This window comes from Pectobacterium peruviense (genome assembly GCF_002847345.1).
GTDB classification, from domain to species: domain Bacteria; phylum Pseudomonadota; class Gammaproteobacteria; order Enterobacterales; family Enterobacteriaceae; genus Pectobacterium; species Pectobacterium peruviense.
In genome coordinates this window covers 193,723-216,742 of the sequence record NZ_LXFV01000005.1, presented here as the reverse complement: position 1 = coordinate 216,742, position 23,020 = coordinate 193,723, and the positions used below count along the sequence as shown (strand labels likewise).

Genomic DNA, 23,020 nt, shown 5'->3' with positions numbered 1-23,020 from the left:
ATACCGATAATGCTAACTATTTATCTAACAAGATTAGATTAGAAGGATTCTAACAAGTCGTGTTGCCAGTAGGAAGCCTATCTGGTTGAGTTTCTTTTTCCTGACAAGATAGTCAAATGCTGGCTTCACCTATTGTTCTCAGGCACCTTGTTAGATCTGATTATTTTAAATTCAACGGTATCGCCGAAAATGAAATAAATATCTGACATAATTAGCAGGAGATTCTTTGAATTTTATCTATTATTTTTTAGCGATAAGCGTAGGCATTGCTATCGCGACCCAATCTGCTGTCAATAATCAACTGAAATCTATACTGGGCGGCAGTACAATGCTTGCTTCGCTAGTTTCATTTATTGTTGGCACGCTATGCCTTTTCTGTCTGTGTGCGGCATCGGGAGAACGTTTGAATCAACTGATTCAATTACGTCATTGCAACGTATGGTTGCTATCTGGTGGCCTTTTAGGCGCATTTTTCGTTTTTGGCACGACATTCCTTGCACCCAGGCTGGGAATAGCCGCCATGATTTCTCTTGTCATTTTTGGACAGATATCGATGTCTTTATTGTTAGATAAATTTGGAATTCTCGGATTGCCTATACGAGAGATTGCACCAATGCGACTCGTCGGCGTATTATTAGTTTTAGCAGGGGTGTTATGCGTTAATCTAAAGACTAGTTGATTTATGAAGCATGATAATAAATTCGATATGCTAGTAAATGTTATTGGTTAAAAAAACGATAATTACGATGAAATAAGGTTGAATATGCGTGCAGCTGTTTTCTGCGGTTCCAGTCACGGAACAGATCCTGAATATGCAAGAAAAACTGAAAGCCTGGCTTTAGCAATGGCGAGAGAAAAGGTTGACCTGGTTTATGGTGGTGGGCGAGTTGGATTAATGGGAACACTCGCAGACGCCGCAATATCTTCAGGTGTTCATGTCATCGGCATTATGCCTCAATCCTTAGTCGATCATGAGCTGGCTCATCGTGGAGTGCATGAGCTTAAAGTTGTCAAAGATATGCATGCCAGAAAGTCATTAATGGCAGAACATGCTGATATCTTTATCGCGTTACCAGGGGGCGCGGGTACGCTAGAGGAGATTTTTGAGGCTTGGACGTGGGCACAACTTGGTTTGCACAATAAGCCCTGTGCTTTTCTTAATATAAATGGCTATTACGATGAATTGTTAGCCTTCATCGACAAGATGATCAGCAATGGTTTTATGAAGCCGGAGTACTCCGAAATGCTGATTGTTTCACATGATCCCGAAGACCTTCTCCAGAAAGCGCTCTCCTATGTTCCACCAAAGCCGAAATGGCAGCGCTAGAAATGCGAAAAGGTATGATGATCCGCACGCGTTGAACATCCTTCCATGATAAAAGTTAGTGAGAAAATCACTGATTTGTCTTTTCTACTCATCGAGTGACTGATTCAGGCCACATATTCATGTGTGGCCTTTGGATGTTTTATGCCGAAATTGAATGAAGCCTAATGGTTTATAATCGTGGCATGATTCATGTTCACTGAAAGTGGTGTATCGCACCGGAATAAACAGCTTCATCAGTAGCAGGTATATTCGCTTATGAAAGTCACGCTTGAGGAACTTCAGGCTTTTGTGGTGGTGATCGACACTGGTTCGATCACGGCGGCTGCGGAACAGCTTGGACAAACGACGTCGGGCATCAGCCGAGCGTTGCGACGTCTTGAGGACAAGCTGGGGACGACTTTACTGCATCGTACTACCCGACGCCTCTCGCTTTCCGAAGAAGGCACGATGTTTCTTGAGCACGCTCGTGGTGTGATTCACGCCGTGGAACATGCTGAAGAGCAGGTGCTATTGCGGCATGAGCAACCGAGCGGACGGCTGCGGATCAATTCAGCCTCAGCGTTTATACATCATGTGATTGTGCCTCTGGTACCGGAGTTTCGCCGCCGCTACCCAAAAATCATTCTTGAACTCAACACGGATGATTTCATTATCGATCTGCTGGAACAGCATATCGATATCGCCATTCGTATTGGCACACTCAAAGACTCGACTATTCATGCCCGGCCGCTCGGATCAAGCAAACTGCGGATTGTCGCCAGCCCCGATTATCTACAGCAGCACGGCACGCCCACGACGGTCGAGTCATTAGCCGATCATATTTGTCTGGGGTTTACTCAGGTGGAGTCGTTGAATCATTGGCCGCTACGGCACGGGCTTCAGGATTTTTACCCCATCACGCCAGCGCTGTTGGCATCAAACGGTGAAATATTGCGTCAGCTTGCGCTGCGGGGTGAAGGGATTGTGCGTATGTCTAACTTCCTGATTCGGGAAGATTTGGCGGCAGGACGACTGGTGCCGATTCTTACCGAGGAGACGGTGGAAGCCAGCCTGCCGGTTTATGCGGTGTACTATCGCAATAGCCAACTGGCGGCGCGCATTAGCTGTTTTCTGGATTTTATGAGCGAGAAGTTAACGGAAAATCCGCTGTGAGGCGTGACTCACAGCGGTGAAGAGACGCGTAAACTGCCGATCAAGCAAAGAGTTCATCCAGATGTTGACGGTAGTTTGCAAGATAAGCGGGGACGTCCGGTGCCTTTATCACATCGTTGCAGATGAAGGTCGGCAATGGGGATAACCCGATGAACTGATTCGCTTTGTGGAACGGCAGATAAACTCCGTCTACCCCTACACCGTGGAAGAACTGCTCAGGATCGTCGAAAGCTTCCAGCGGCGCATTCCACGTCAGAGACAGCATGTATTTCCGACCCTGTAAAAGCCCACCAGAACCGTATTTCTTGCTGGCATCCGAACGGCTACGGCCATCGCTGGCGTAAAGCGAACCGTGACCGGCGGTAAACACGTCATCGATATATTTCTTCAGGATCCACGGTATATCCATCCACCAACCCGGCATCTGATAAATGATGGTATCTGCCCACAGGTAGTTCTGAATTTCCTTTTCAATATCATAGCCATTGTCCACTGCGATCACGCGGACGTCATGACCTTTATCGCGCAGGAAACTGGCGGCGACATCGGTAAGGGTATGGTTCAACTCACCTTTGGAGTGAGCGAATGATTTGCCTGCGTCAATCAGCAAAATGTTTTGCATAGGTCTGCTCTCTAATCGGTTATCAACGAAGATGTTGGGCGTAGTCTAGGGAAGCGAGCAGCGGAGAAAAATGGGCGGTAGCGCATAACACTATTGACTGATTATCAATAATCAAGAAGCAGAATGACGCCATATTGAAATAATGAGCGTAGGGTGAAAGGCAAGAGAGTCCTTCCCTTGCCTTGTTCAGCGCGTTTAGCGGATCAATATAAATCGGCTTTTCCTAGTGAACCGAAGAGCGCCATTTTGTAGCGAATCACCTCTTTTGCCGCGTTGATGGGTTCCGGGTAGATGGCATTGGGATCCCACCAGGTTTCACGGCTGAGGATTTCCCGCGCTTTCTGGAAATAGGCGAATTTCATGTCGCTGGAGATATTGATTTTGCCCACGCCAAGCGTTACCGCTTCGGCAATTTCGGCGTCCGGGTTGGCGGAACCACCGTGTAGAACAAGTGGGATCGAGACCCGCTGCGAGATATCCCGCAGGATATGCATTTGCAGCTCTGGCTTCAGGTCTTTGGGATAGATGCCGTGCGCAGTGCCAATGGCAACGGCTAACGTATCAACCCCCGTCCGGTTGACGAAGTCTTCCGCCTGCTCGGGGTCGGTATAGATCACTTTGCTGACGCCGCCTTCTATCGTGGTGCCGGTATCGCCAATTGTGCCTAATTCCCCTTCTACGGAAACGCCAACGGTGTGCGCCAGCTTCACCACTTCGCAGGTGAGCGCCACGTTCTCTTCATAAGGCAGTAGCGAACCGTCGATCATCACGGAGGTAAATCCGCACTGAATGGCGCGCAGAACGTGTGCAATCGACGCGCCATGGTCGAGGTGAATGACAAACGGCACCGGGCTGCGCAATGTTCTTTCTCGCACATAGGCGAAGAATTCATCGGTCACAAATTCCAGCTCACTCGGGTGGATAGAGATGATGGCGGGGGTATTCGTTGCTTCGGCTTCTTCTACCACGGCGCGGATAAAGCAGCTGTCGGCCACGTTAAAGGCGCCGATAGCGAAGCGATGTTCGCGCGCGGGTTTAAGGATGTCGGTCATTGAAATCAACATGTTATTTCTCTCCTGTGTCGAATAAAGGGCAAAGCATTTCTGTACCAGTGGGTAGCCACTGATGGCGAAAGTCGGTAAAGGGCGAACGGTCAGGCTTTGTTGGCTGAGCCGGACCAACTGAGATAATCGACGACCACGTCGCGGCAGGCTGATTCCATTGTCGCCAGCATGTCGGATAGCTCCATTGTTGGATGTTGATGCAGTGTCTGCTGCAACGCCGTTTTTCCTGCCTCAAAAACGGCTGCGCCGACGTTGATTTTGGCGACGCCGTGACGGCTGACGCGGCGAATGTCGTCAGCCTTGGTGCCGCTACCGCCGTGCAGCGCCAGCGGCACGGTTGATTCACGATGCAATGCTTCCAGACGCTTAAAATCAATCTGTGGTGTCACCCCCGGTGGATAAATGCCGTGGGCGGTGCCGACCGACACGGCAAGCAGGTCGATACCGGTTTGGCGGATAAAGGGAATGACATCTTCTACCTGCGTCATTTTCACCGTGGCATCTTCAAGGTCGTAGACGGGAGCATCGGCGATGTGTCCAAGCTCACCTTCCACACAGACGCCAGCGGTTGTGGCGATAGTGACTACCTGATGTGTGCGCTGGATGTTTTCCGTCAGCGGATGGCTGGATGCATCGATCATCAGTCCGGTAAACCCCGCACGGAACGCCTGCCCGATCAGGTTGAATGCTGTGCCGTGATCCAGACTGAGCGCGACAGGGACGGTTGCCCGTTCGGCCAGCGCCTTGACCAGCTGCACCGCAAGATGTGGAGGAAAGTGTGCACTGTGTCCTTGGTAAACATTCAGGATCAGTGGCGCACGCTGCTGCTCGGCGGCGGCAATGGCCGCACGAGCAGTCTCCAGATTGAAACAGTTGATGGCGAGCACGGCATACTGCTGTTGATACGCGTCATCAATGAGGGCTTTCATTGCGGCATACATGGCGGCTCCTGTTATTCGAGAGTGAATTTAATGTCTTCGTCACGAACGCGGCTGTCATCAACGTCGTCGAACTCTTCATCAGCCTGCGTGACGCGTTTCTTAATCAGCGACAGCATCACGCCGCAGATTACGGTGCCGATACCAAGCGCCAGACAGAACATCAGCGGCTTAGTAAACAGCGGGACCACAAACATGCCGCCGTGTGGCACGGGTGCCTCCACACCCCAGACCATGATCAGCCCACCCGCAATGGCGGAGGCGACGACGCAACTGGCAACGACTCTAAACAAATCACGTGCGGCAATCGGTATGACTCCTTCGGTAATCATGCAGATCCCCATCGGGAAGGCGGCTTTCAGCGCCTCTTTTTCTGCGCGGGTGTATTTGTAGCGGGTCAATAAGAAGGACAGTGTGATGCCGAAAGGCGGAATCATTGAACCGACAAACTTGACGGCTTCCGGCCCGTAAATGCCATCGACCAACATGCCGTCCGCGAAGAGCGACATCGTTTTGTTTACTGGTCCGCCGAAATCGAAGGTTGCCATTGCCCCCAAAATTGCACCCATCAGGAATTTCGATCCGCCCTGCATGGATTCCAGCAGATGAATCAGTGATTTTTGCAGCCAGATGATGGGTTGACCGATAAACGTCATCATCAGCAGTCCCGCGATAATGGTGCTGAGCAACGGTAGAATCATGACGGGCATCAGCCCCTGCATCGACGTGGGTAGCTTGATGTAGCGGCGCAGCAGCAGCACCGTGTAACCGACTAAGAAGCCGCCGAGAATACCGCCGATAAATCCGGTTTGAATCTGGCCGCAGATAAAGCCCACAATCAGGCCGGGTGCGAAGCCAGGGCGGTCGGCAATGGAGTAGGCGATCGCGGCGCTGATCAGCGGCACAATCAACCCCATTCCCCAGCCGCCGATCTGATTGAGCATCCATGCAATGCTGCCAGTCTGCTTGCCGACATCCGGTCCGCCGATAACCTGGCCGAGTGCAATGCAGATCCCGGCTGCAACAATCAGCGGGATCATCCAGGAAATACCGGTAAGGAGGTGCCGTTTTATTTCCTGTCCAATGGTTATTTTTCTGGTGTTCATAATGATTACCCCGAAATGGATATATTCAGGCACCCGCTAAAGAGCTAGCGACTTTTTCCAGAAACTTGATTGGAGATTTAATAACGACCTCCGTTTTTACCCGAACAATAGGTTTACCTTTAAATCGCTCCTCGCCTGTTATTTTGATATCGATAGCTAGAATAACGACGTCGGCGGCAGCTATCTCATCGGGTGTTAATTCATTCTCAGTGCCAATCGTGCCTTGGGTTTCCACTTTGATCGCGTAATTTAACGCGTTGGCACCTTTAATTAGTTTCTCGCGGGCGATATAGGTATGCGCGATACCTGCCGTGCAAGCGGCAACACAAACAATATTCATTTTGAGCCTCGTCTTATGTCGGAGTGACAGGCGCTGTTTCTGCATACTGACTAAACAGCCGAATAATTTTATGGGGATCGGATTCGTCTAACAGTTGAGCAATCACCTCATCATCGGCCAGTGCACTGGCAACCTGAGACAGCAGGCGAATGTGTGTCGTGTTCTGATCTTCCAGACGCACGGCAAAGAGAATAATGCAGCGAACTTGGCTACCGTCGAGTGTTTCCCAGGGAATATCCTGACGGGTTCGGCCAATCGCGAGCGTGGTTTGTTTTACGGCAGATGATTTCCCATGCGGGATCGCAATATGGTTTTCAAAACCGGTTGAACCTTCGGCTTCGCGTAACCAGACATCGTGAATAAAGTCCTTTTTATTGGTAATAGCACCATCAGCATATAACAGATCGGTTAATTCATTAATGACTTCATCTTTATTGGTCGCGGACATATCTAACTTTACGCGGTTGGCATTCAGTATTTTATTGATATCCATATATCACACCTCATCTATAAATTTAAAAAATTAACCTTCGGAAAATAATCAGTGAGGGACGGCTTGATGTAGTTGATTAGCGATAACTCTTTCGGTAACACGTTTAATGTCATCGTCATTAAAAAAGGCGGATACATAAACAACCGGAATCAGTTGCTCTTCCAGATGAATCGTAGAAATAATCAATTCAATGTCTTCCTGCTGGCAGAATACCTGCATATTACTGGCTGATATCACGCCAACAATAATCCAGTCAGGAAATGCACGCAGAATACGGTTTTTTAGCAAATGTGACGTTCCCACGCCGCTGGAGCACACAACCAAAATACGTTTATGAGCAATTTGGCGTTCCAGCGCGGCTTGAAAATGAATGGTCAAATAGCCGACTTCATCCTCAGCGACGGGATTTAATTGAAATCGCAGACAGACTTCATTCATGGCTTGCTGAGTCATTTCATAAATATCGATAAATTCGATTTTGATATCGTCTAATAATGGATTTCGAATGTGTATTTGATACTTTAATCGGTTAAGCAACGGCTTGATATGAATAAGCAATCCTTCATGTAATAACTTATCCGTACGCAAGTCGATATTGATTAAATCAGAAAATACCTGTGTTAATGCACGTGTAATTCTGCGGGACTCACCATTAGAAAATTGGTAGCGGAGCAGTTGGTTATCCGCACGCTCTTCCATCACAATGCCTGAAGAAATAATATATTGGTAAATAAACCAGACTTCATCGGAAGGTAGCGTGTTCTCGACGCGTTGCTCTATTTGGGTCACCATATTTTGAGCGATGGAGAATATGCGATTATCAACCTGCTGATGAACAGCGTCTTCCGCCATGATGAGCGCTTTTCCCTGCGCAATGCGGTGCATCATAATTAACGTATGGGTGAAAATATTGATGTAATAAGGCTCGCCTAGCGGATAAGAAAGCGATTTCTCCATGTCTTGTAACAGCGCTTCGACGAAGGAAACGTCGTTTTCGCCGAAATAGTTAATCAGTGCCCTATAGCTACCGGGGTCGAGGCGCGAGTGGCTAAGTGAGCCGGGCTCTTTATGATGCATAACGTCATTAATAAGCGAAGCCATCGCCTGACGCACCTGATTCTCGCTGCCTTCAATGTGTGTGCCGCTCTGGCTGCGCACCAGCGATAATCCCAGTGGATGTAGCCAGCTTTCGATGATTTTCAGATCGTTAACGATAGACGCACTACTGATAAAGTAGCGTTCTGACAGTTTGCTGATGGAGGTTTCATGAGGCGTGTCGCTTAATAATTGTGAGGCGATTTTGACGCGGCGAGCATTGTTGATCAGCGCATCGGTCTCCCCATCATCCACGACAAGTTGCTGTTCCAGCAACATGATGTGTCGGTCGTCATCCGTTGTTAACATAATTCCCGCACCGACCTTTTTGTCTGGATAAATATTCCAGACAGAAAGGAAGGCTTCAACAAATTGCATATCGCGATAGACGGTTTTTTCCGACACATCCAGATAATGTGCAATATCTTTAACCGTTACATATCCCTGGTGTTGTAGCAGATATTTCAATAAACGGTTCTGGCGGGAGGTGAGTGGCTGCATCATATTACCCTCTGTGATTCGTTAGATTTTCTGATGCTTATCGGATTGATAATTTTTTCTAAATAATTTCCTTTTTTATTTTCTCTTTCGTTTTATTTGCATAGGGTGCTGTAATGATCAATCTAGTCGCGATAGTCGATAGGGACAATACTAAATGCTGTCCGCCGAATAGGACAAAAATAAAACAGGGTATTGAGTGGATATTAATTGGGATCGCGATCACGCTATCATGGGTAATAATTGTGATCTCACCTGCATATTAATTGTTTCGTTAAACAATGCAGTAAAAATAAGAATATGAGCAAGTCAGAGTGAGGGGAAATAAAAAAGGCAAGAAAGCCGTGGTGCGCTTTCTTGCCTGATTACGGAGGCGATGCCTGAACTGAACATCGCCTTATTTCAGTGAATCAGCGTATCGTGCCGATTAGAAATCGACATTCACACCGAGCTGGAAGGAACGGCCGGGTGCAGTAGACAGCGCGCGATCGTATTGTCCCTGTCGGTCATTGGTTTCAATCTGACGGCTGCTCAGGTAGTCCCAATATTTACGGTCAGTCAGGTTATACACGCCACCGCTGATTTTCACGTCTTTGGTCACGCGATAGTAGGCGGTCAGATCCACCATGCCATAGCCGGGAATCCGCATATATTCAGCTGTTGAGCCGGTAATAGCGGTGCCAGCATTGGTATAGCTTTCACGGCTGGTATCCTTTGCCTGTTTCCCTTTCTGGAAGGTCGACGTCAGGGCGGCGCCGTAGCGCTGAGAAGGATCGTCATAGGCGATGCCAACAACCGCTTTCATCGGCGCGACGCTGTCGAGATCGACATAGCGGTCGCCAAGGTAGCGAGACTGTGATTGACCTTTGGTGTAGCCAAACGCCAGCGTGGTGCTGAGTCCATCAACCGCTGGGAACCAGGTGCCTAGCTGTATTTTGCTGCTGACTTCACCACCGTAGATGTAAGCTTTATCACGGTTTTCGGCCTGAAATATCGTATTGATATTGCTCGGAACATTGGTAAATCTGTCTGGGTTCGTGCTACGACGGTAGCGGGTATTGGCGATAAAATTCTTATACGTGTTGTAGAACAGCGCTGTACGGAATGTGATCCCTTCCGTTGCTTCGCCTTTTAAGCCCCATTCTACGTTGTTGCTGGTTTCTGTTTTGAGGTCGCTATTACCGATAAAGGCATACTGTGCAGGTCCTGCAAAGTTGGCGTCAAGGTTGGTGCTGCCATAGAGCTGGCTGGCATCGGGGAACTGCGCGCCGCGGCGGTACTGCAAATAGGTCGTCAGCGTTGGGGTGATGTCGTAGAGGAAGCTCAGTGAAGGCAGGATTTGCGTATCACTGTTGGCTTTACCGTACAGTCTGTTGACATCGGATCCACTGATGACGCTGCCGTTGCCGCTCAGGCTAACCGTGTTGGTCGCTTTGGTACGTTGATGAACGGCGCGCACGGCAGGGACGACCGAGAAGGCGTGCCCGGCCAGATCCCAGGAGACGGTATCCTGCACGAAGCCGCCGACGTTATAGCTGTCACTATCGGCTTCTGGCTGCATGATGTTATTCGCACCCGTTTGATTCGGTGATTGCCTGAATGGGCGCTCGGTTTTAGTTTGGCTGGCATTGAGACCCCAACTAAACTCGTGACGATCCCAGCTTTTCACCAGATGGGTATCGAAGCCGTACGTTTTTACATTGTAATCAGAATAGACACGGTGGCTATCGGCTGCCGCCATGCCCGTTGTTGCAGGCAACCAGGTGTTGTCGTGAGACTCACTGTTTTGGAAGTAAACGCGGCTATCGATCATATCAACCAAGGTATTGTTGATCGGCGTCCAGCGATCTTTCAGGCTGGCGCTCCAGCGGCGAGTCTCGCTGCTTTGTTGTGCGGTGCCATAAATCGTATTATTGCCGCTCGGTAAGTTACCCCAGTAATCGTAGTGGGTATGGTTGGTTTTATGATAATAATCCAGCGTACCGGTGAGCTGGTGTTCATCATTCGGCTGCCAGATACCCGATGCCAGAATGGCATTAGAGTGCCAGTTTGCAGGGTAAGCGGCGATCTCGTCGCTGTTATTACGCGTTTGCTGGCCGTCACGTCGACTGAGCACGACAATGCCGCGCAGCTCGGTATCCCCGCCTGCGGCGGTGATACCGTTATGCCAACCATGGTTGGCAGAGTCGAAATCACTCTGGAAGCCAACATATTCCTGCTTATTCGCGTTTAAATAATCATCTGCTGATTTGGGACGGAACGAGACGCTGCCACCTAACGCATTAATCGTATTTTCCGCCGAGGTCACGCCAGATTCGATATTGACTCGCCCGTAGAGATAAGGGTCGACATAGTCGCGTCCCATGCCAAACGTATTAAAACCAGCCCTGCTGGCATAACTGCGCCCCGTTGCATTAGGCAGCGCGATGCCATCGGTATCAATGGCGACGCGGTTGCTTTCTATCCCGCGAATGTTGTAGCCCGTGTAGCCGCCACGATCAAAGCCACTTTTCCCTGTATTGCTACCGCCGCTGGAGCCTGTTGCGCTGATTAACGGCTGATAACGCATGATGGTGCCAAAGTCATTACCGCCAGACTTCTGCATATCGTTGGCTGTGATTGAAACGGACGAGCCCGCTTTTTTCTCAATCTCGGGCGCGTGCACGGTCATGACATCACCCGTCGGTTCCGTTTTCGCCGCTGCATTATCTTGATTCTTCACGTTGAGTGCGTTGTTGCCTGTGGTGCTATCCGCTGCCATGCTGTTCAGCGCGACGCCAGTCAAGATGCCGGTGAGAAGAATTTTATTTAAATTCTTGTTAATTAACATAATGATACTCTGCTATAAGGTTGTTCTGGCCAGCGGCGTTGGGGAAACATGGCGTGCTGGTAGCTAACGTCTGCAAGGGAAATGCAAAACGGCGAATAACATTAATTATCATGTGGTAATGATATTTATTATCAATATGTTAATCATTATCGTTTGTCGCGGCAATGATGATGAATAATTCTTAATGAAACGGTTTGTTGGCTATCAAAATCTAAAGCAGGCGGTGTCTGCGTGATGTATCAATGAGGTGTCATGAAATTACCGACGTACGAAACCGATCACTACGAGCTGGATGATGGCGAAGCGATTAACTGCGAGTACCCGGATTCATTCTGGATTCCGGCCAAGGCAGTGCGTGAATCGCTGGAACCCGGCGATTTTGTTAAGTTGATCTTCCGTATGGAGGAAACGGCAGGCTCTGATGACCTCTCGGTCGAAAGAATGTGGGTCAACGTGACGAAAAAGCATCCTGCGTTTTACGAAGGGGTTTTAGATAATAAACCTACGGGAAGCGACTGTGTGCAATGCGGCCAGACGATTACGTTTCATTCTTGCCATGTGATTGGTATCTATGAAGAGAATGAATAACGGCATCGCTAACACCGGTGATGTTCGTGCTGATATTCACTATGTTTAGCACCGCAGTGCGGTGCCCTTAGGGTGCAAGGTGACTAACGATGTTTATTGAAATACCCAAATCTGTTTTTCCACTGTTTCACGCAGCAGGCTGGCCGCATGTCGAACCACAATCAGTCCCGTCGTTTGTGCCAGAGAACCATCCTGCCGCTGACATCCTGCACGCGTTCGGTGGGCTGACGGTCGGGCAGAGCGGCGCAGGAGAAGAGTGCGCCAGCGGTGATATTATTTTTGGCGGCAGTGAGGACTTGCAGGAAGATGAAACGCTGCTGGAGTGGCAAGGCATTCTGAACACGACGCTGATCCTGATCGGCGAGACTCATCATTCGCATGCTGCCTTGCTGATGGATAGCGCGGGAGCCTGCTACGGGATGAGCTTTATACATGAGGCATTCTGGTTTGAAGGAGAGTCTTTTGAGGCCGCCGTTGAGTGCATTCTACTTGGCCGGAAGGGGAAACCCATGCTGCGGCCAGACCAATTGTCAATATCCGCATATGGCGAGACGATTACCACAGATCATCCGAGTGTCCACCACTACGACTAGCCGCCTTCTCCAGCCGCCGTCGGATTCACACCGGCTATCGCCCGGAGTGAGGGTTTTCTGAGAGCGGCATCGTTTCCTGTGACGCGGTTCCCTGCTAACTGTTCCCTGTGACATCACCTCATCAGATAAGGTACTATTCCCGCCAAACATACCGCCGCTATGGCGTGTCGGAAAGCGTAACAATCGCGCCGCGATGTGAGGAAAGTGAGATAAATGAGTGAGATGACTCATGACGGCGCAGAAAGCCTTGCGCTGCGCACGTTTACCGAAAATGCATACCTGAATTATTCCATGTACGTCATCATGGACAGGGCATTGCCGTTCATTGGCGATGGTCTGAAACCTGTGCAGCGTCGCATTGTGTATGCGATGTCCGAGCTGGGACTGAATGCCAGCGCCAAATTTAAAAAATCCGCCCGTACCGTGGGTGACGTGCTGGGTAAATACCATCCGCACGGTGACAGCGCCTGCTATGAAGCGATGGTGTTGATGGCGCAGCCGTTCTCTTACCGCTACCCTCTGGTGGATGGTCAGGGGAACTGGGGGGCACCGGACGACCCGAAATCGTTCGCCGCCATGCGTTATACCGAATCGCGGTTGTCCAAATACGCGGAAGTGCTGCTGTCAGAATTAGGACAGGGCACGGTCGATTACACCCCGAATTTTGACGGCACGATGCAAGAGCCGAAGATGCTGCCTGCGCGTCTGCCGAATATTCTGCTGAACGGTACCACCGGGATTGCGGTCGGGATGGCAACGGATATTCCACCGCATAACGTGCGTGAAGTCGCTGCTGCCGCAGTGATGCTGCTGGAAAACCCGAAAGCCTCGCTGGACGATTTGCTCCAGCATGTGCAGGGGCCGGATTTCCCGACGGAAGCCGAAATCATCACGCCGCGCGATGAAGTGCGCAAACTTTACCAGAACGGTCGTGGTTCGGTGCGGATGCGCGCGGTCTGGAAGAAAGAAGACGGTGATGTGGTCATTACTGCGCTGCCGCATCAGGTTTCCGGTGCCAAAGTGCTGGAGCAAATTGCCAGCCAGATGCGCGCGAAGAAGCTACCAATGGTGGAAGATCTGCGTGATGAATCCGATCACGAGAATCCAACCCGTTTGGTGCTGGTGCCGCGCTCGAACCGTATCGATATGGATCAGGTGATGAATCATCTGTTCGCGACTACCGATCTGGAAAAAAGCTACCGCGTTAACATGAACATGATCGGTCTGGATGGTCGCCCTAGCGTGAAAGGGCTGGTCGAGATCCTGAGCGAGTGGCTGGTATTCCGTCGCGACACCGTGTGCCGCCGACTGAACTACCGTCTGGAAAAAGTGCTCAAGCGCCTGCATATCCTCGAAGGTTTGCTGATTGCGTTCCTGAACATTGATGAAGTGATTCATATCATCCGCACGGAAGATGAGCCGAAGCCCGTTCTAATGCGCCAGTTCAGCCTGAGTGAAACACAGGCTGAAGCGATCCTGGAGCTGAAATTACGTCACTTGGCCAAGCTGGAAGAGATGAAAATCCGCGGTGAGCAGGGCGATTTGGCCAAAGAGCGCGATCAGCTGCAAGCGCTGTTGGCGTCAGAGCGTAAGCTCAGCAATCTGATTAAGAAAGAAATTCAGTCTGATGCGCAAGCTTATGGTGACGATCGTCGTTCACCGCTGCATGAACGCGGCGAAGCGAAAGCGATGAGTGAACACGACTTTGTGCCGTCTGAGCCGGTTACCATTGTGCTGTCGGAAATGGGCTGGGTACGTAGCGCCAAAGGGCATGACATCGATCCGACCGGTCTGAGCTATAAAGCGGGCGATAGCTTCCGTGCCGCTGCTAAAGGTAAGAGCAATCAGCCCGTGGTGTTTATTGACTCCACTGGCCGCAGCTATGCGCTGGATCCGATCTCAATGCCTTCTGCGCGCGGTCAGGGCGAGCCACTGACGGGCAAACTCACGCCGCCGCCGGGTGCGACGATTGAACAGGTGCTGATGGCCGCAGACGATCAGCCGTTGCTGATGGCATCGGATGCGGGCTATGGATTTGTCTGTACCTTCAACGATCTGGTGGCGCGTAACCGCGCAGGTAAAGCGATTATCACGCTGCCGGATAACGCGAAGGCGCTGGCACCGATCGAGATCAAAGGCGAGGATAACCTGCTCATGGCGATCACCGCCGCAGGCAGAATGCTGCTGTTCCCTGTCTCCGATCTGCCGCAGTTGTCGAAAGGCAAGGGCAACAAGATTGTGTCCATCTCCTCGGCTGATTTTGCGGAAGGTAAAGATCGTCTGACCTGGCTGTATCTGCTGCCACCGCAGGCTTCCGTCACGCTGTATTTCGGCAAGCGCAAGCTGGTGCTGCGTCCGAACGAGCTTCAGAAGTATCAAGGCGAGCGCGGACGGAAAGGGACCTTGTTGCGCGGTCTGCAACGCATCGATCGGATTGAGGTAGATGCGCCGCAGCAGGTTGACACTGGCAACAGCGAAGAATAACTCCCCCCTATTGTCGTTGTGCATGTTGAGAAAGGCGGTGTTTACCGCCTTTCTTTGGTTTCCGGTTGCCATCCCGCAGCAAATTGAATCACCGTGTGTTTTAGCGCGAAATCGCTATACTAGCGGCGGCTTTCGGCTAATGAGGTTGCTATGTTATCCATTTTGCGTTTTTTTGTTGTCGTTATCTTTTCGATTTTGATCTGTATTTTTGGCTTATTTTACTGCCTGTTCAGCCCTCGAAATCCCCGTCATGTAGCGACTTTCGGCCGTCTTTTTGGTCGTTTGTCCGTGGTGTTTGGCCTGAAAGTAGAAATGCGGATACCGGAAGAAGCGGCGCATTATGGCAACTGCATCTATATCGCGAATCATCAGAATAATTACGATATGGTCACGGTATCCAGCGCAGTTCAGCCTCGTACCGTTACCGTGGGTAAAAAAAGCCTGCTGTGGATTCCATTCTTCGGGCCACTCTATTGGTTGACGGGTAACCTGCTGATTGACCGTGAAAACCGTGCCAAAGCGCATGGCACTATCGCTCAGGTGGTGAAGCATATTAAAGAGCGTAATACCTCTATCTGGATGTTCCCTGAAGGTACTCGCAGCCGTGGACGCGGCCTGATGCCATTCAAAACTGGCGCGTTTCATGCCGCCATTAGCGCAGAAGTGCCGATTGTGCCGATTTGCGTTTCGACTACCAGCAATAAGGTGAAATTAAACCGCTGGAATAACGGCATTGTGATCGTAGAAATGCTGCCACCGATTGATACCCGTGCATATACCAAAGATCAGGTCCGTGAACTGGCTACACATTGCCATGATGTGATGGCGGCCAAGATTGCGGAGTTGGATGCGGAAGTCGCGGCCCGCGAAGCGGCAAACAAAAAATAAGTTCACCCCATCGGTTATTGGATTATTCCTTAGTTAAACTTTGCTTACGGTTAATGGATTTACGGAGTCATTATGTCACTCAACCGACGTCAGTTTATTCAGGCATCGGGCCTTGCGTTATGTGCGGGTATGACGCCACTGGCGGCGAAAGCCAGTGGGAATCCTGCCGCATTGCCGATACCGCCATTACTGGAGTCGCGTCGAGGCCAGCCTCTCTTTCTGACCATGCAGCGTGCCCATTGGGCGTTTTCCGGTGACCGTAAGACATCCATTTGGGGAATCAACGGCCGTTATTTAGGGCCGACGGTGCGAGTCTATGACGGCGATGACGTTAAGCTGATTTACAGCAACCGCCTGAACGAGCCTGTTGCAATGACGATCGGTGGGTTGCAGGTGCCGGGGCCGCTGATGGGTGGCGCTGCCCGCATTATTTCTCCTGGCGGCGATTGGTCACCCGTGTTGCCGATTCGTCAGTCGTCGGCGACCTGCTGGTATCATGCAAATACGCCGAACCGTATGGCGCCCCATATCTATAACGGGTTGGTTGGGCTATGGCTGGTGGAAGACAGCACCAGTAAATCGCTGCCGCTGCCTAATCACTACGGTGTTGATGATTTCCCATTGATTATTCAGGATAAACGACTGGATAACTTTGGTGTACCTCTCTATAACCCGCCTTCTAGCGGTGGATTCGTAGGGGACTCGCTGTTAGTCAACGGCGTCCAAAGCCCCTTTGTTGAGGTTTCTCGCGGCTGGGTTCGCCTGAGATTACTGAACGCATCGAACTCCCGCCGTTACGTGATGCGACTGAGTGATGGACGGGCGATGCACGTGATCGCCAGCGATCAAGGGCTGCTACCGGCTCCGATGGCCGTGAACCAGCTTTCTCTCGCGCCCGGTGAACGACGTGAAATTCTGATCGACATGTCACAAGGCGAGGAAGTCACGCTGACAGCCGGTGAATCCGCTGGGATTATGGATCGCCTGCGCGGCCTGTTTGAGCCTTCCAGCATCCTGATTTCGACCCAGATACTGACGCTTAAGCCGACGGGGCTGTTGCCATTGGTAACGGATAACCTGCCGATGCGTTTGCTGGCCGATAACATTATTGAAGGCAGCATCAGCCGCACGCGAGAATTCCGCCTGGGTGACAGTTTGCCTGGCATCAATGGCGCGATGTGGGATATGACGCGTGCCGATGTACAAACCCAGCTTGGTCGCTGCGAGCGTTGGATTATCCACGCCGACACGCCGCAGGCTTTCCACATTCAGGGCGTAAAATTCCTGGTGCGCAGCGCGAATGGTCGCCCACCGGCGGTGGAAGACAGCGGCTGGAAAGATACGGTATGGATCGATAATGATGTCGAGCTGCTGGTTTATTTCATGCAGCCTTCCTCAATGGCGTTTCCCTTCCTGTATTACAGCCAAACGCTGGAACTGGCCGATCGCGGTTCGACAGGGCAGCTCATCGTACAGTCTGCGATGTAAACCTATAGCCCACCAGTCACCTTCCGCTATTATCCCTCTGCCGTGACCGATGTTACGGCAGCCCTGTCTGACCGCGATGTTTCCGATGCCCACTTGCTTCTTAATGTGATCCACCTCTATTCAGACAAACCAAAATTAAAGATGCGGAGCCGTGCGGACGATACCTTATATATTGATGTTGCTATGAATTAAGAGTGAATTGTTGTTTAGCGTACGTACTGTTCCGTGTCTGATAAGTACTAAAAAAACATTTTTAATTACAACAATTTCAGAGCCAGAGCGTTTCGTTTCGCCATGAAATCAGGTTCACTTCTGTTTTAACCTGTACGCAGCCAGACGCTGCGTCACTAAAAAAGGCTGCACTATGCGGGAATTACTGCTTTGGCTCAGGGATCAACTGGCTGGTGCATCGTCGGCGCCTCGCTATATACAGCTCGCGTCGTTGCTTGAATCAGAAATCGGTCGCCGTAAGACGTTGTCAGGCCAGTTCTTACCTGCGGAAAGATTGATTGCGCAGCAGTTGGGCTTATCGCGCGTGACGGTTTCTCGGTCCCTGTCGCTGCTGGAAGAAAAAGGACTGGTTACTCGCCAGCAAGGGGTGGGAACCCGCGTTACTCAGCGGCTGAATTATGCTTTGAGTGCCGAGGATGAAGGGTTCACTGCGCTCGTGCTGAAACAAGGCGGCATCGCTGGCAGCCTCTGGCTAGAGCGATCAATACAGGTACCGCCTGCTAGCATCGCGGAAAAAATGTCTTTGCCGGAAGGCGAAGCCGTCACCTATCTGCGGCGTGTCCGGCTCAGTAATGGCGAACCCGTCTCGCTGGAAACGACCTGGATTCCGCAAAAATTCTTACCCGACCCAGAAACACTCGAACAGTCGCTCTATCAATATTGGATAACGGGTGGGGTCATACCGGACAAAAAACGCTATCGTTTCAAAGCGATTGCCTGTGCGGCAGAAATCGCTACGCTTCTGGGTATTGCGGCGGAAGCCCCTGCGCTGTATTGCCAACTGCATGTTTATAACGAGCAGGGTGAACTGCTGGAATACAGCGAAGCGCACTGCCGTAGCGATGTGTATGAGATTCAGTTTGCTGATTAGAGGAAGAATGCCAGCACGGAGAATGCTGGCATCAAAGATGGATTAGTCGTTTCTTGGTTCGTCAGGATCCGAGCCCAGACGTTTTCCGCAGTCCAGCTTGGTAATTTCACTCAGCTCGTCTTTATCCAGACGGAAATCAAACACCTCGAAGTTTTCCTTGATGCGTGCCGGCGTCACCGATTTAGGAATCACCACTAGCCCACTGTCCAGATGCCAGCGGATCACAATCTGTGCCGGTGTTTTCCCGTATTTCATCGCCAGTTTACGGATAATAGGGTGATCAAAGACCCCTTCACCACCCTGCGCCAGCGGGCTCCAGGATTCAGTCTGGATATGGTGTGTGGCATTCCAGGCATGGAGCTGCTTTTGCTGGAGAAGCGGGTGCAGTTCGACCTGATCGATGACCGGCAATACGCCAGTTTCTTCTTTTAATCGCTGTAAATGGTGAATATGGAAATTACTGACGCCGATACTTTTCGCCAGACCTTGTTCCTGAAGTTTGATGAGTCCACGCCAGGCATCCACGAAGGTATTTTGCTGCGGGAGCGGCCAGTGGATCAGATAGAGATCGATATAATCTAACCGAAGTTTTCTCAGGCTCTCTTCCAGCGCTTTTTGCGGATCGGTGTGATCGCCATTCCAGAGCTTGGTGGTGATGAATACCTCTTCGCGCGGTAAATTCGCGGAGCTCAGCGCCTGACCGACCGCTTCCTCATTCTTATAAATCGCGGCGGTATCGATCGCCCGATAACCGATGGACAAGGCTTCATTCACGGCGATCGCCGTGTCTTCACTGCTTGCTCGCCAGACCCCAAGGCCCAACTGGGGCATGATATTGCCGTCCGCCAGCTTAACTTTCGGTTGCGTCATCTCATTCTCCTTTTATATCCGTTAATCCATAAACGTATCATAGGCTTAACTGGATGGGCGACCTGTTCATATCACGGACAGAGAGGAACGTGATCCCTCGCAGGAACAGGCATATGATTTCATTCTAGTAGAAAAATTCGTCGGCTATACGTTACCTGATGATAAAGGGAGCCGATTGGCTTACTGCCGATCGTATAAGCATCGAGATACACGGGGCGACCACAGGGGTGAGGCGTCCCTACGGGAACCTCCCCCTGTGTTTCCCCTAACAACGGGCTTAAGTGACCAGTATTAGCCGATTGGCTCCCCTTAACAGACACAGCATTGAGGGGGATAGATGTGGTTTAAACGATAGCGTTTTCTCCTGTAACTCGAGTTATTGAGGACTGAGGGGCTTAACGCGCCGCCTCGTAAATCTTCTGGCTTTCTTCCAATGTTATGTCGCGGTGCTCGCCTAGCGCAGTCAGGCCGTGCTCGCTGAGTTTGGCGACCAGTGTCGGAATGGAACTGCCATCCAACTGATAGTCAGACAGGCGGGTCGGTACGCCCATTTTTTCAAAGAAGTCACGCGTGGCGGCAATCGCGCCATCGATACGTTGGTCTTCGCTACCGTCGCGCAGGTTCCAGACGCGCTCGGCGTATTGCAGCAGCTTGTCGCGTTTCTGGGCTTTTCTTGCCGTCAGCATGGCGGGCAGAACGATAGCCAGCGTTTGGGCATGGTCGAGGCCGTGCAGCGCCGTTAATTCGTGCCCCAGCATGTGGGTTGACCAATCCTGCGGCACACCTGCACCAATCAGGCCGTTCAACGCCATGGTGGCGCTCCACATCACATTGGCTCTGACCTTGTAGTTTTCCGGTTCAGCCAGCGCACGCGGGCCTTCTTCAACCAGCGTCAGCAGCAAACCTTCCGCAAAACGATCCTGTACTTTGGCATCGACGGAATACGTCAGATACTGCTCAACCGTGTGAACGAAGGCATCGACCACGCCGTTCGCGATCTGGCGAGCGGGCAGGGTGTAAGTCACGACCGGATCGAGCACGGCAAAAAGCGGCTGTGTGTATCGTGAACGGAAGGCGAGCTTATCGTTGGTTGATTTACGGGTGATGACTGCACCGTTGTTGGATTCCGAACCGGTTGCAGGCAGGGTAAGTACCGCCGCCAGTGCGACGCCGCGATCGATTTCCGCGCCACCCGTTTGCAGAATGTGCCACGGGTCTTGTGCAGCCTGATAGTCTGCGGCAGCAGCGATAAATTTCGTGCCATCGACGACAGAGCCACCGCCAACCGCTAGCAGGAAATCAATCTTCTCTGCACGGACGACCTCAACAGCTTTCATCAGCGTTTCATACGTCGGGTTCGGCTCAATGCCGGAAAACTCGCGTACGTTGCGGCCTTCCAGTGCGCGATAGACCTGATCCAGCACGCCATTGTGCTTCACGCTGCCGCCGCCGTAAGTGATGAGGATGCGGGCATCGGCAGGAATTTCTTTGCCTAATTCAGCAATCTGGCCTTCGCCAAACAGAATCTTGGTCGGGGTATGAAGTGTGAAATTTAGCATGGGTTATTTGTCCAGTTTAAAGCCCTGTTGAAGGATCGCGGGCAAGACTTTCGGGAAGTAGATGTGTTGGTAGTAGCTGGCGGTGTTATCACCCCAGTTGTCGCCGTCTGCGCGGCCAGTTTGCTGCCAGTGTGTCACCAGCGTGTGGTTATATTGCTCAATCGCGGCAGGCAGAACGTCCTGATGATAGGTTTCATCATGGCGGAATGAATCCAGCGGCAGGCGCGGTTTCTGGTGTGCTGGGGTATCGACGTAGCCGATGGCGACGCCTGCAACGGGGAACGTTAGTTCAGGGAGTTGCAGAAAATCGATCAACTCCTGTGGTTCGCGACGGATGCCGCCAATCGGGACGATGCCCAGCCCAAATGAGCGCGCAGCGGCCATCAGCGTGCCGAGTGCGATGCCGACATCCGTTGTGCCAGCGATCAGGCTTTCGAGACTTTCATGCGCGTGCTGCTGTTTGCCGCTCATGGCAATCCCGAGCTGCGTTTTATGCATATCTAGCACTACGGTGATGAACACGGGTGCTTTGGCAATCCACGGTTGTCCACCAGCCAGTTCGGCAATGCGTGCCTTGCGTTCTGGGTCGCGGGTGACGATGAGCGAGACTTGCTGAGAGTTCACAGACGTCGGGGCCAAATGTGCGGATTGAATAATGGCATCCAGTACGTCATCGGGAATAGGTTTATCAAGGTAGCTACGTTCGCTGCGGTGTGACGTAAACAGTTCAGTCGTTTTATTCATGTCTTTTCCCGGGGGATGAGGGGACGAAGGTATGCTCAGTATTGTCATCAACCTATGGAAGACGTTCAATGCACATTTCTGTTTGGTTATTGCCTATTTCTACAAATCATAAGAGAAAAGGGTGATAATAATTCACGGGTATGTCATTTTGTTTCCCCTGTCAGGAGAGAGGCTTCAGGCAGGAAAAAAGAGCCGGTAGCGAGATAACACTATATTTATGGAGACCAAGGCATGTTGATGGAGACCAGGGCATGTTGACGGAAAACCAAGGCATATCGACGGAAAGCCAATGTGAGCAGCTTGTTCAGCAACAGACCGTGCGGCAGCGTATCGTGCAGCAGGCAATACGCTGTTCAACCAAAAGTTGGGTCACGCCTTCGCTCGTGCCTCAGGTCAGAATTCTGTATACGGAGCAGCATCATCCGCGTGTGCCGGTGATGTATGAGCCGACGATCGTCATCATTTTTCAGGGCCAAAAAATTGGCTATCTGGGCGGAAAAACGTTTCAGTACGACCCGGAAAATTACCTCTTAATGACCATTCCGCTGCCGTTCGAATGTGAAACGATAGCCAGCGTTGATAACCCGCTGGTAGGGATGTCGATCAGCATCGACATCCAAATGCTTCAGGATTTGCTGATCGACATCGGTGATGATGACAGTGCGATCCGTCCCTGCTCTTGCACGTGCGGGGTGAACAGCGCGCCGTTGAGCGATGAGATTCTGTGCGCCGTTGAACGGCTGCTGGATGCGATGAATAACCCGCGCGATGCCCGCGTGTTGGGCCCGACGATTGTGCGCGAGATTATTTATCATATGCTCTGTGGCGAAAGCGGTGCGGCATTACAGGCGCTGGTGAATCGGCACACGCACTTCAGCCAAATCGCCAAAGCACTGCGGCGCATCGAGAATCACTACGCCGATAACCTCAATGTGGAGCAGTTGGCTGCCGAGGTGAACATGAGCGTCTCTGCGTTTCATCATAACTTCAAGGCGGTCACCAACACCTCGCCATTGCAGTATCTGAAATCCTATCGCCTGCATAAAGCGCGGGTGATGATGATCAACGATGGCCTGAGAGCCGGCGTTGCAGCGGCTCGCGTCGGATATGAAAGTGCGTCGCAGTTTAGCCGGGAATTTAAACGCTATTTCGGTGCGACGCCGGGCGACGAAGTGACAAGATTAAAGGCCACTAATATGGCGGTTGAAGAAAGCTGAAGGCGGCAATCAATCACACGGT

General features: G+C 51.3%; 21 protein-coding genes. 10 read left to right on the top strand and 11 right to left on the bottom strand.

What is annotated here, in order from left to right:
* Positions 1-226: 226 nt before the first annotated feature.
* The 3 genes from A0G03_RS05140 (at position 227) to A0G03_RS05130 (ending at position 2,479) form a co-directional block, all read left to right on the top strand.
* Positions 227-679 carry a DMT family transporter gene (locus tag A0G03_RS05140; protein WP_048258399.1) on the top strand — a complete coding sequence of 151 codons (453 nt, stop codon included), beginning with the start codon at positions 227-229 and terminating at the stop codon, positions 677-679.
* An 84-nt stretch (positions 680-763) separates the two neighbouring features.
* Positions 764-1,327 (top strand): LOG family protein, encoded by a 564-nt coding sequence (locus tag A0G03_RS05135; RefSeq protein WP_048258400.1) that lies wholly within the window; start codon positions 764-766, stop codon positions 1,325-1,327.
* A gap of 255 nt (positions 1,328-1,582) precedes the next feature.
* Positions 1,583-2,479 carry a LysR family transcriptional regulator gene (locus A0G03_RS05130; RefSeq protein ID WP_048258401.1) on the top strand — a complete coding sequence of 299 codons (897 nt, stop codon included), beginning with the start codon at positions 1,583-1,585 and terminating at the stop codon, positions 2,477-2,479.
* Positions 2,480-2,519: 40 nt separating this feature from the next.
* Here the strand turns inward: A0G03_RS05130 and A0G03_RS05125 are convergent, their stop codons facing one another.
* The 8 genes from A0G03_RS05125 to A0G03_RS05090 all read right to left on the bottom strand — a co-directional run bounded on the left by A0G03_RS05125 (position 2,520) and on the right by A0G03_RS05090 (position 11,465).
* Positions 2,520-3,101: an NAD(P)H-dependent oxidoreductase gene (locus A0G03_RS05125; RefSeq protein ID WP_048258402.1), complete on the bottom strand. Its 582-nt coding sequence runs from the start codon at positions 3,099-3,101 to the stop codon at positions 2,520-2,522.
* Positions 3,102-3,304: 203 nt separating this feature from the next.
* Positions 3,305-4,165 carry a ketose-bisphosphate aldolase gene (locus A0G03_RS05120; protein ID WP_048258403.1) on the bottom strand — a complete coding sequence of 287 codons (861 nt, stop codon included), beginning with the start codon at positions 4,163-4,165 and terminating at the stop codon, positions 3,305-3,307.
* 89 nt (positions 4,166-4,254) lie between these two features.
* Positions 4,255-5,106: a class II fructose-bisphosphate aldolase gene (locus tag A0G03_RS05115; protein WP_048258404.1), complete on the bottom strand. Its 852-nt coding sequence runs from the start codon at positions 5,104-5,106 to the stop codon at positions 4,255-4,257.
* An 11-nt stretch (positions 5,107-5,117) separates the two neighbouring features.
* The gene (locus tag A0G03_RS05110) at positions 5,118-6,209 is read right to left on the bottom strand and encodes a PTS fructose transporter subunit IIC (protein WP_048258405.1); all 1,092 of its coding nucleotides are present in this window, start codon (positions 6,207-6,209) and stop codon (positions 5,118-5,120) included.
* A 25-nt stretch (positions 6,210-6,234) separates the two neighbouring features.
* Positions 6,235-6,549: a PTS fructose transporter subunit IIB gene (locus A0G03_RS05105; RefSeq protein WP_010297459.1), complete on the bottom strand. Its 315-nt coding sequence runs from the start codon at positions 6,547-6,549 to the stop codon at positions 6,235-6,237.
* A gap of 13 nt (positions 6,550-6,562) precedes the next feature.
* Entirely contained in the window at positions 6,563-7,042 is a 480-nt protein-coding gene (locus A0G03_RS05100) for a PTS sugar transporter subunit IIA (protein ID WP_048258406.1), read from the bottom strand.
* A gap of 48 nt (positions 7,043-7,090) precedes the next feature.
* On the bottom strand, positions 7,091-8,641 hold the full coding sequence (locus A0G03_RS05095) for a BglG family transcription antiterminator (RefSeq protein ID WP_080965204.1): 1,551 nt from the start codon (positions 8,639-8,641) through the stop codon (positions 7,091-7,093).
* 421 nt (positions 8,642-9,062) lie between these two features.
* Positions 9,063-11,465, bottom strand: a complete 2,403-nt coding sequence (locus A0G03_RS05090) for a TonB-dependent receptor domain-containing protein (RefSeq protein WP_048258408.1) — start codon at positions 11,463-11,465, stop codon at positions 9,063-9,065.
* 252 nt (positions 11,466-11,717) lie between these two features.
* Between A0G03_RS05090 and A0G03_RS05085 the strand changes: the two genes are divergently transcribed.
* From A0G03_RS05085 to A0G03_RS05060, 6 genes are all read left to right on the top strand, one after another.
* Entirely contained in the window at positions 11,718-12,053 is a 336-nt protein-coding gene (locus tag A0G03_RS05085) for a DUF2314 domain-containing protein (RefSeq protein ID WP_048258409.1), read from the top strand.
* A gap of 89 nt (positions 12,054-12,142) precedes the next feature.
* The gene (locus A0G03_RS05080) at positions 12,143-12,646 is read left to right on the top strand and encodes an SUKH-3 domain-containing protein (protein WP_048258410.1); all 504 of its coding nucleotides are present in this window, start codon (positions 12,143-12,145) and stop codon (positions 12,644-12,646) included.
* 213 nt (positions 12,647-12,859) lie between these two features.
* Positions 12,860-15,130, top strand: coding sequence for a DNA topoisomerase IV subunit A (gene parC, locus A0G03_RS05075; protein ID WP_048258411.1), 2,271 nt, complete (start codon positions 12,860-12,862; stop codon positions 15,128-15,130).
* A 150-nt stretch (positions 15,131-15,280) separates the two neighbouring features.
* Positions 15,281-16,018 carry a 1-acylglycerol-3-phosphate O-acyltransferase gene (locus A0G03_RS05070; protein WP_048258412.1) on the top strand — a complete coding sequence of 246 codons (738 nt, stop codon included), beginning with the start codon at positions 15,281-15,283 and terminating at the stop codon, positions 16,016-16,018.
* 72 nt (positions 16,019-16,090) lie between these two features.
* Positions 16,091-17,506, top strand: a complete 1,416-nt coding sequence (gene ftsP, locus A0G03_RS05065) for a cell division protein FtsP (RefSeq protein ID WP_048258413.1) — start codon at positions 16,091-16,093, stop codon at positions 17,504-17,506.
* A 364-nt stretch (positions 17,507-17,870) separates the two neighbouring features.
* A complete protein-coding gene (locus A0G03_RS05060) occupies positions 17,871-18,608 on the top strand; it encodes a GntR family transcriptional regulator (protein WP_011091978.1) in 738 nt (245 codons plus the stop codon).
* Between the two features lie 42 nt (positions 18,609-18,650).
* Here A0G03_RS05060 and dkgA read toward each other — a convergent pair whose 3' ends face one another.
* From dkgA to A0G03_RS05045, 3 genes are all read right to left on the bottom strand, one after another.
* Positions 18,651-19,478, bottom strand: a complete 828-nt coding sequence (gene dkgA, locus A0G03_RS05055) for a 2,5-didehydrogluconate reductase DkgA (protein WP_048258414.1) — start codon at positions 19,476-19,478, stop codon at positions 18,651-18,653.
* Between the two features lie 395 nt (positions 19,479-19,873).
* Positions 19,874-21,037, bottom strand: a complete 1,164-nt coding sequence (yqhD, locus tag A0G03_RS05050; protein WP_048258415.1) for an alcohol dehydrogenase — start codon at positions 21,035-21,037, stop codon at positions 19,874-19,876.
* A gap of 3 nt (positions 21,038-21,040) precedes the next feature.
* The gene (locus A0G03_RS05045; RefSeq protein ID WP_048258416.1) at positions 21,041-21,781 is read right to left on the bottom strand and encodes an NADPH-dependent oxidoreductase; all 741 of its coding nucleotides are present in this window, start codon (positions 21,779-21,781) and stop codon (positions 21,041-21,043) included.
* 251 nt (positions 21,782-22,032) lie between these two features.
* Here A0G03_RS05045 and A0G03_RS05040 point away from each other — a divergent pair, with 251 nt between their 5' ends.
* A complete protein-coding gene (locus tag A0G03_RS05040) occupies positions 22,033-22,998 on the top strand; it encodes an AraC family transcriptional regulator (protein WP_048258417.1) in 966 nt (321 codons plus the stop codon).
* Positions 22,999-23,020 lie beyond the last annotated feature (22 nt).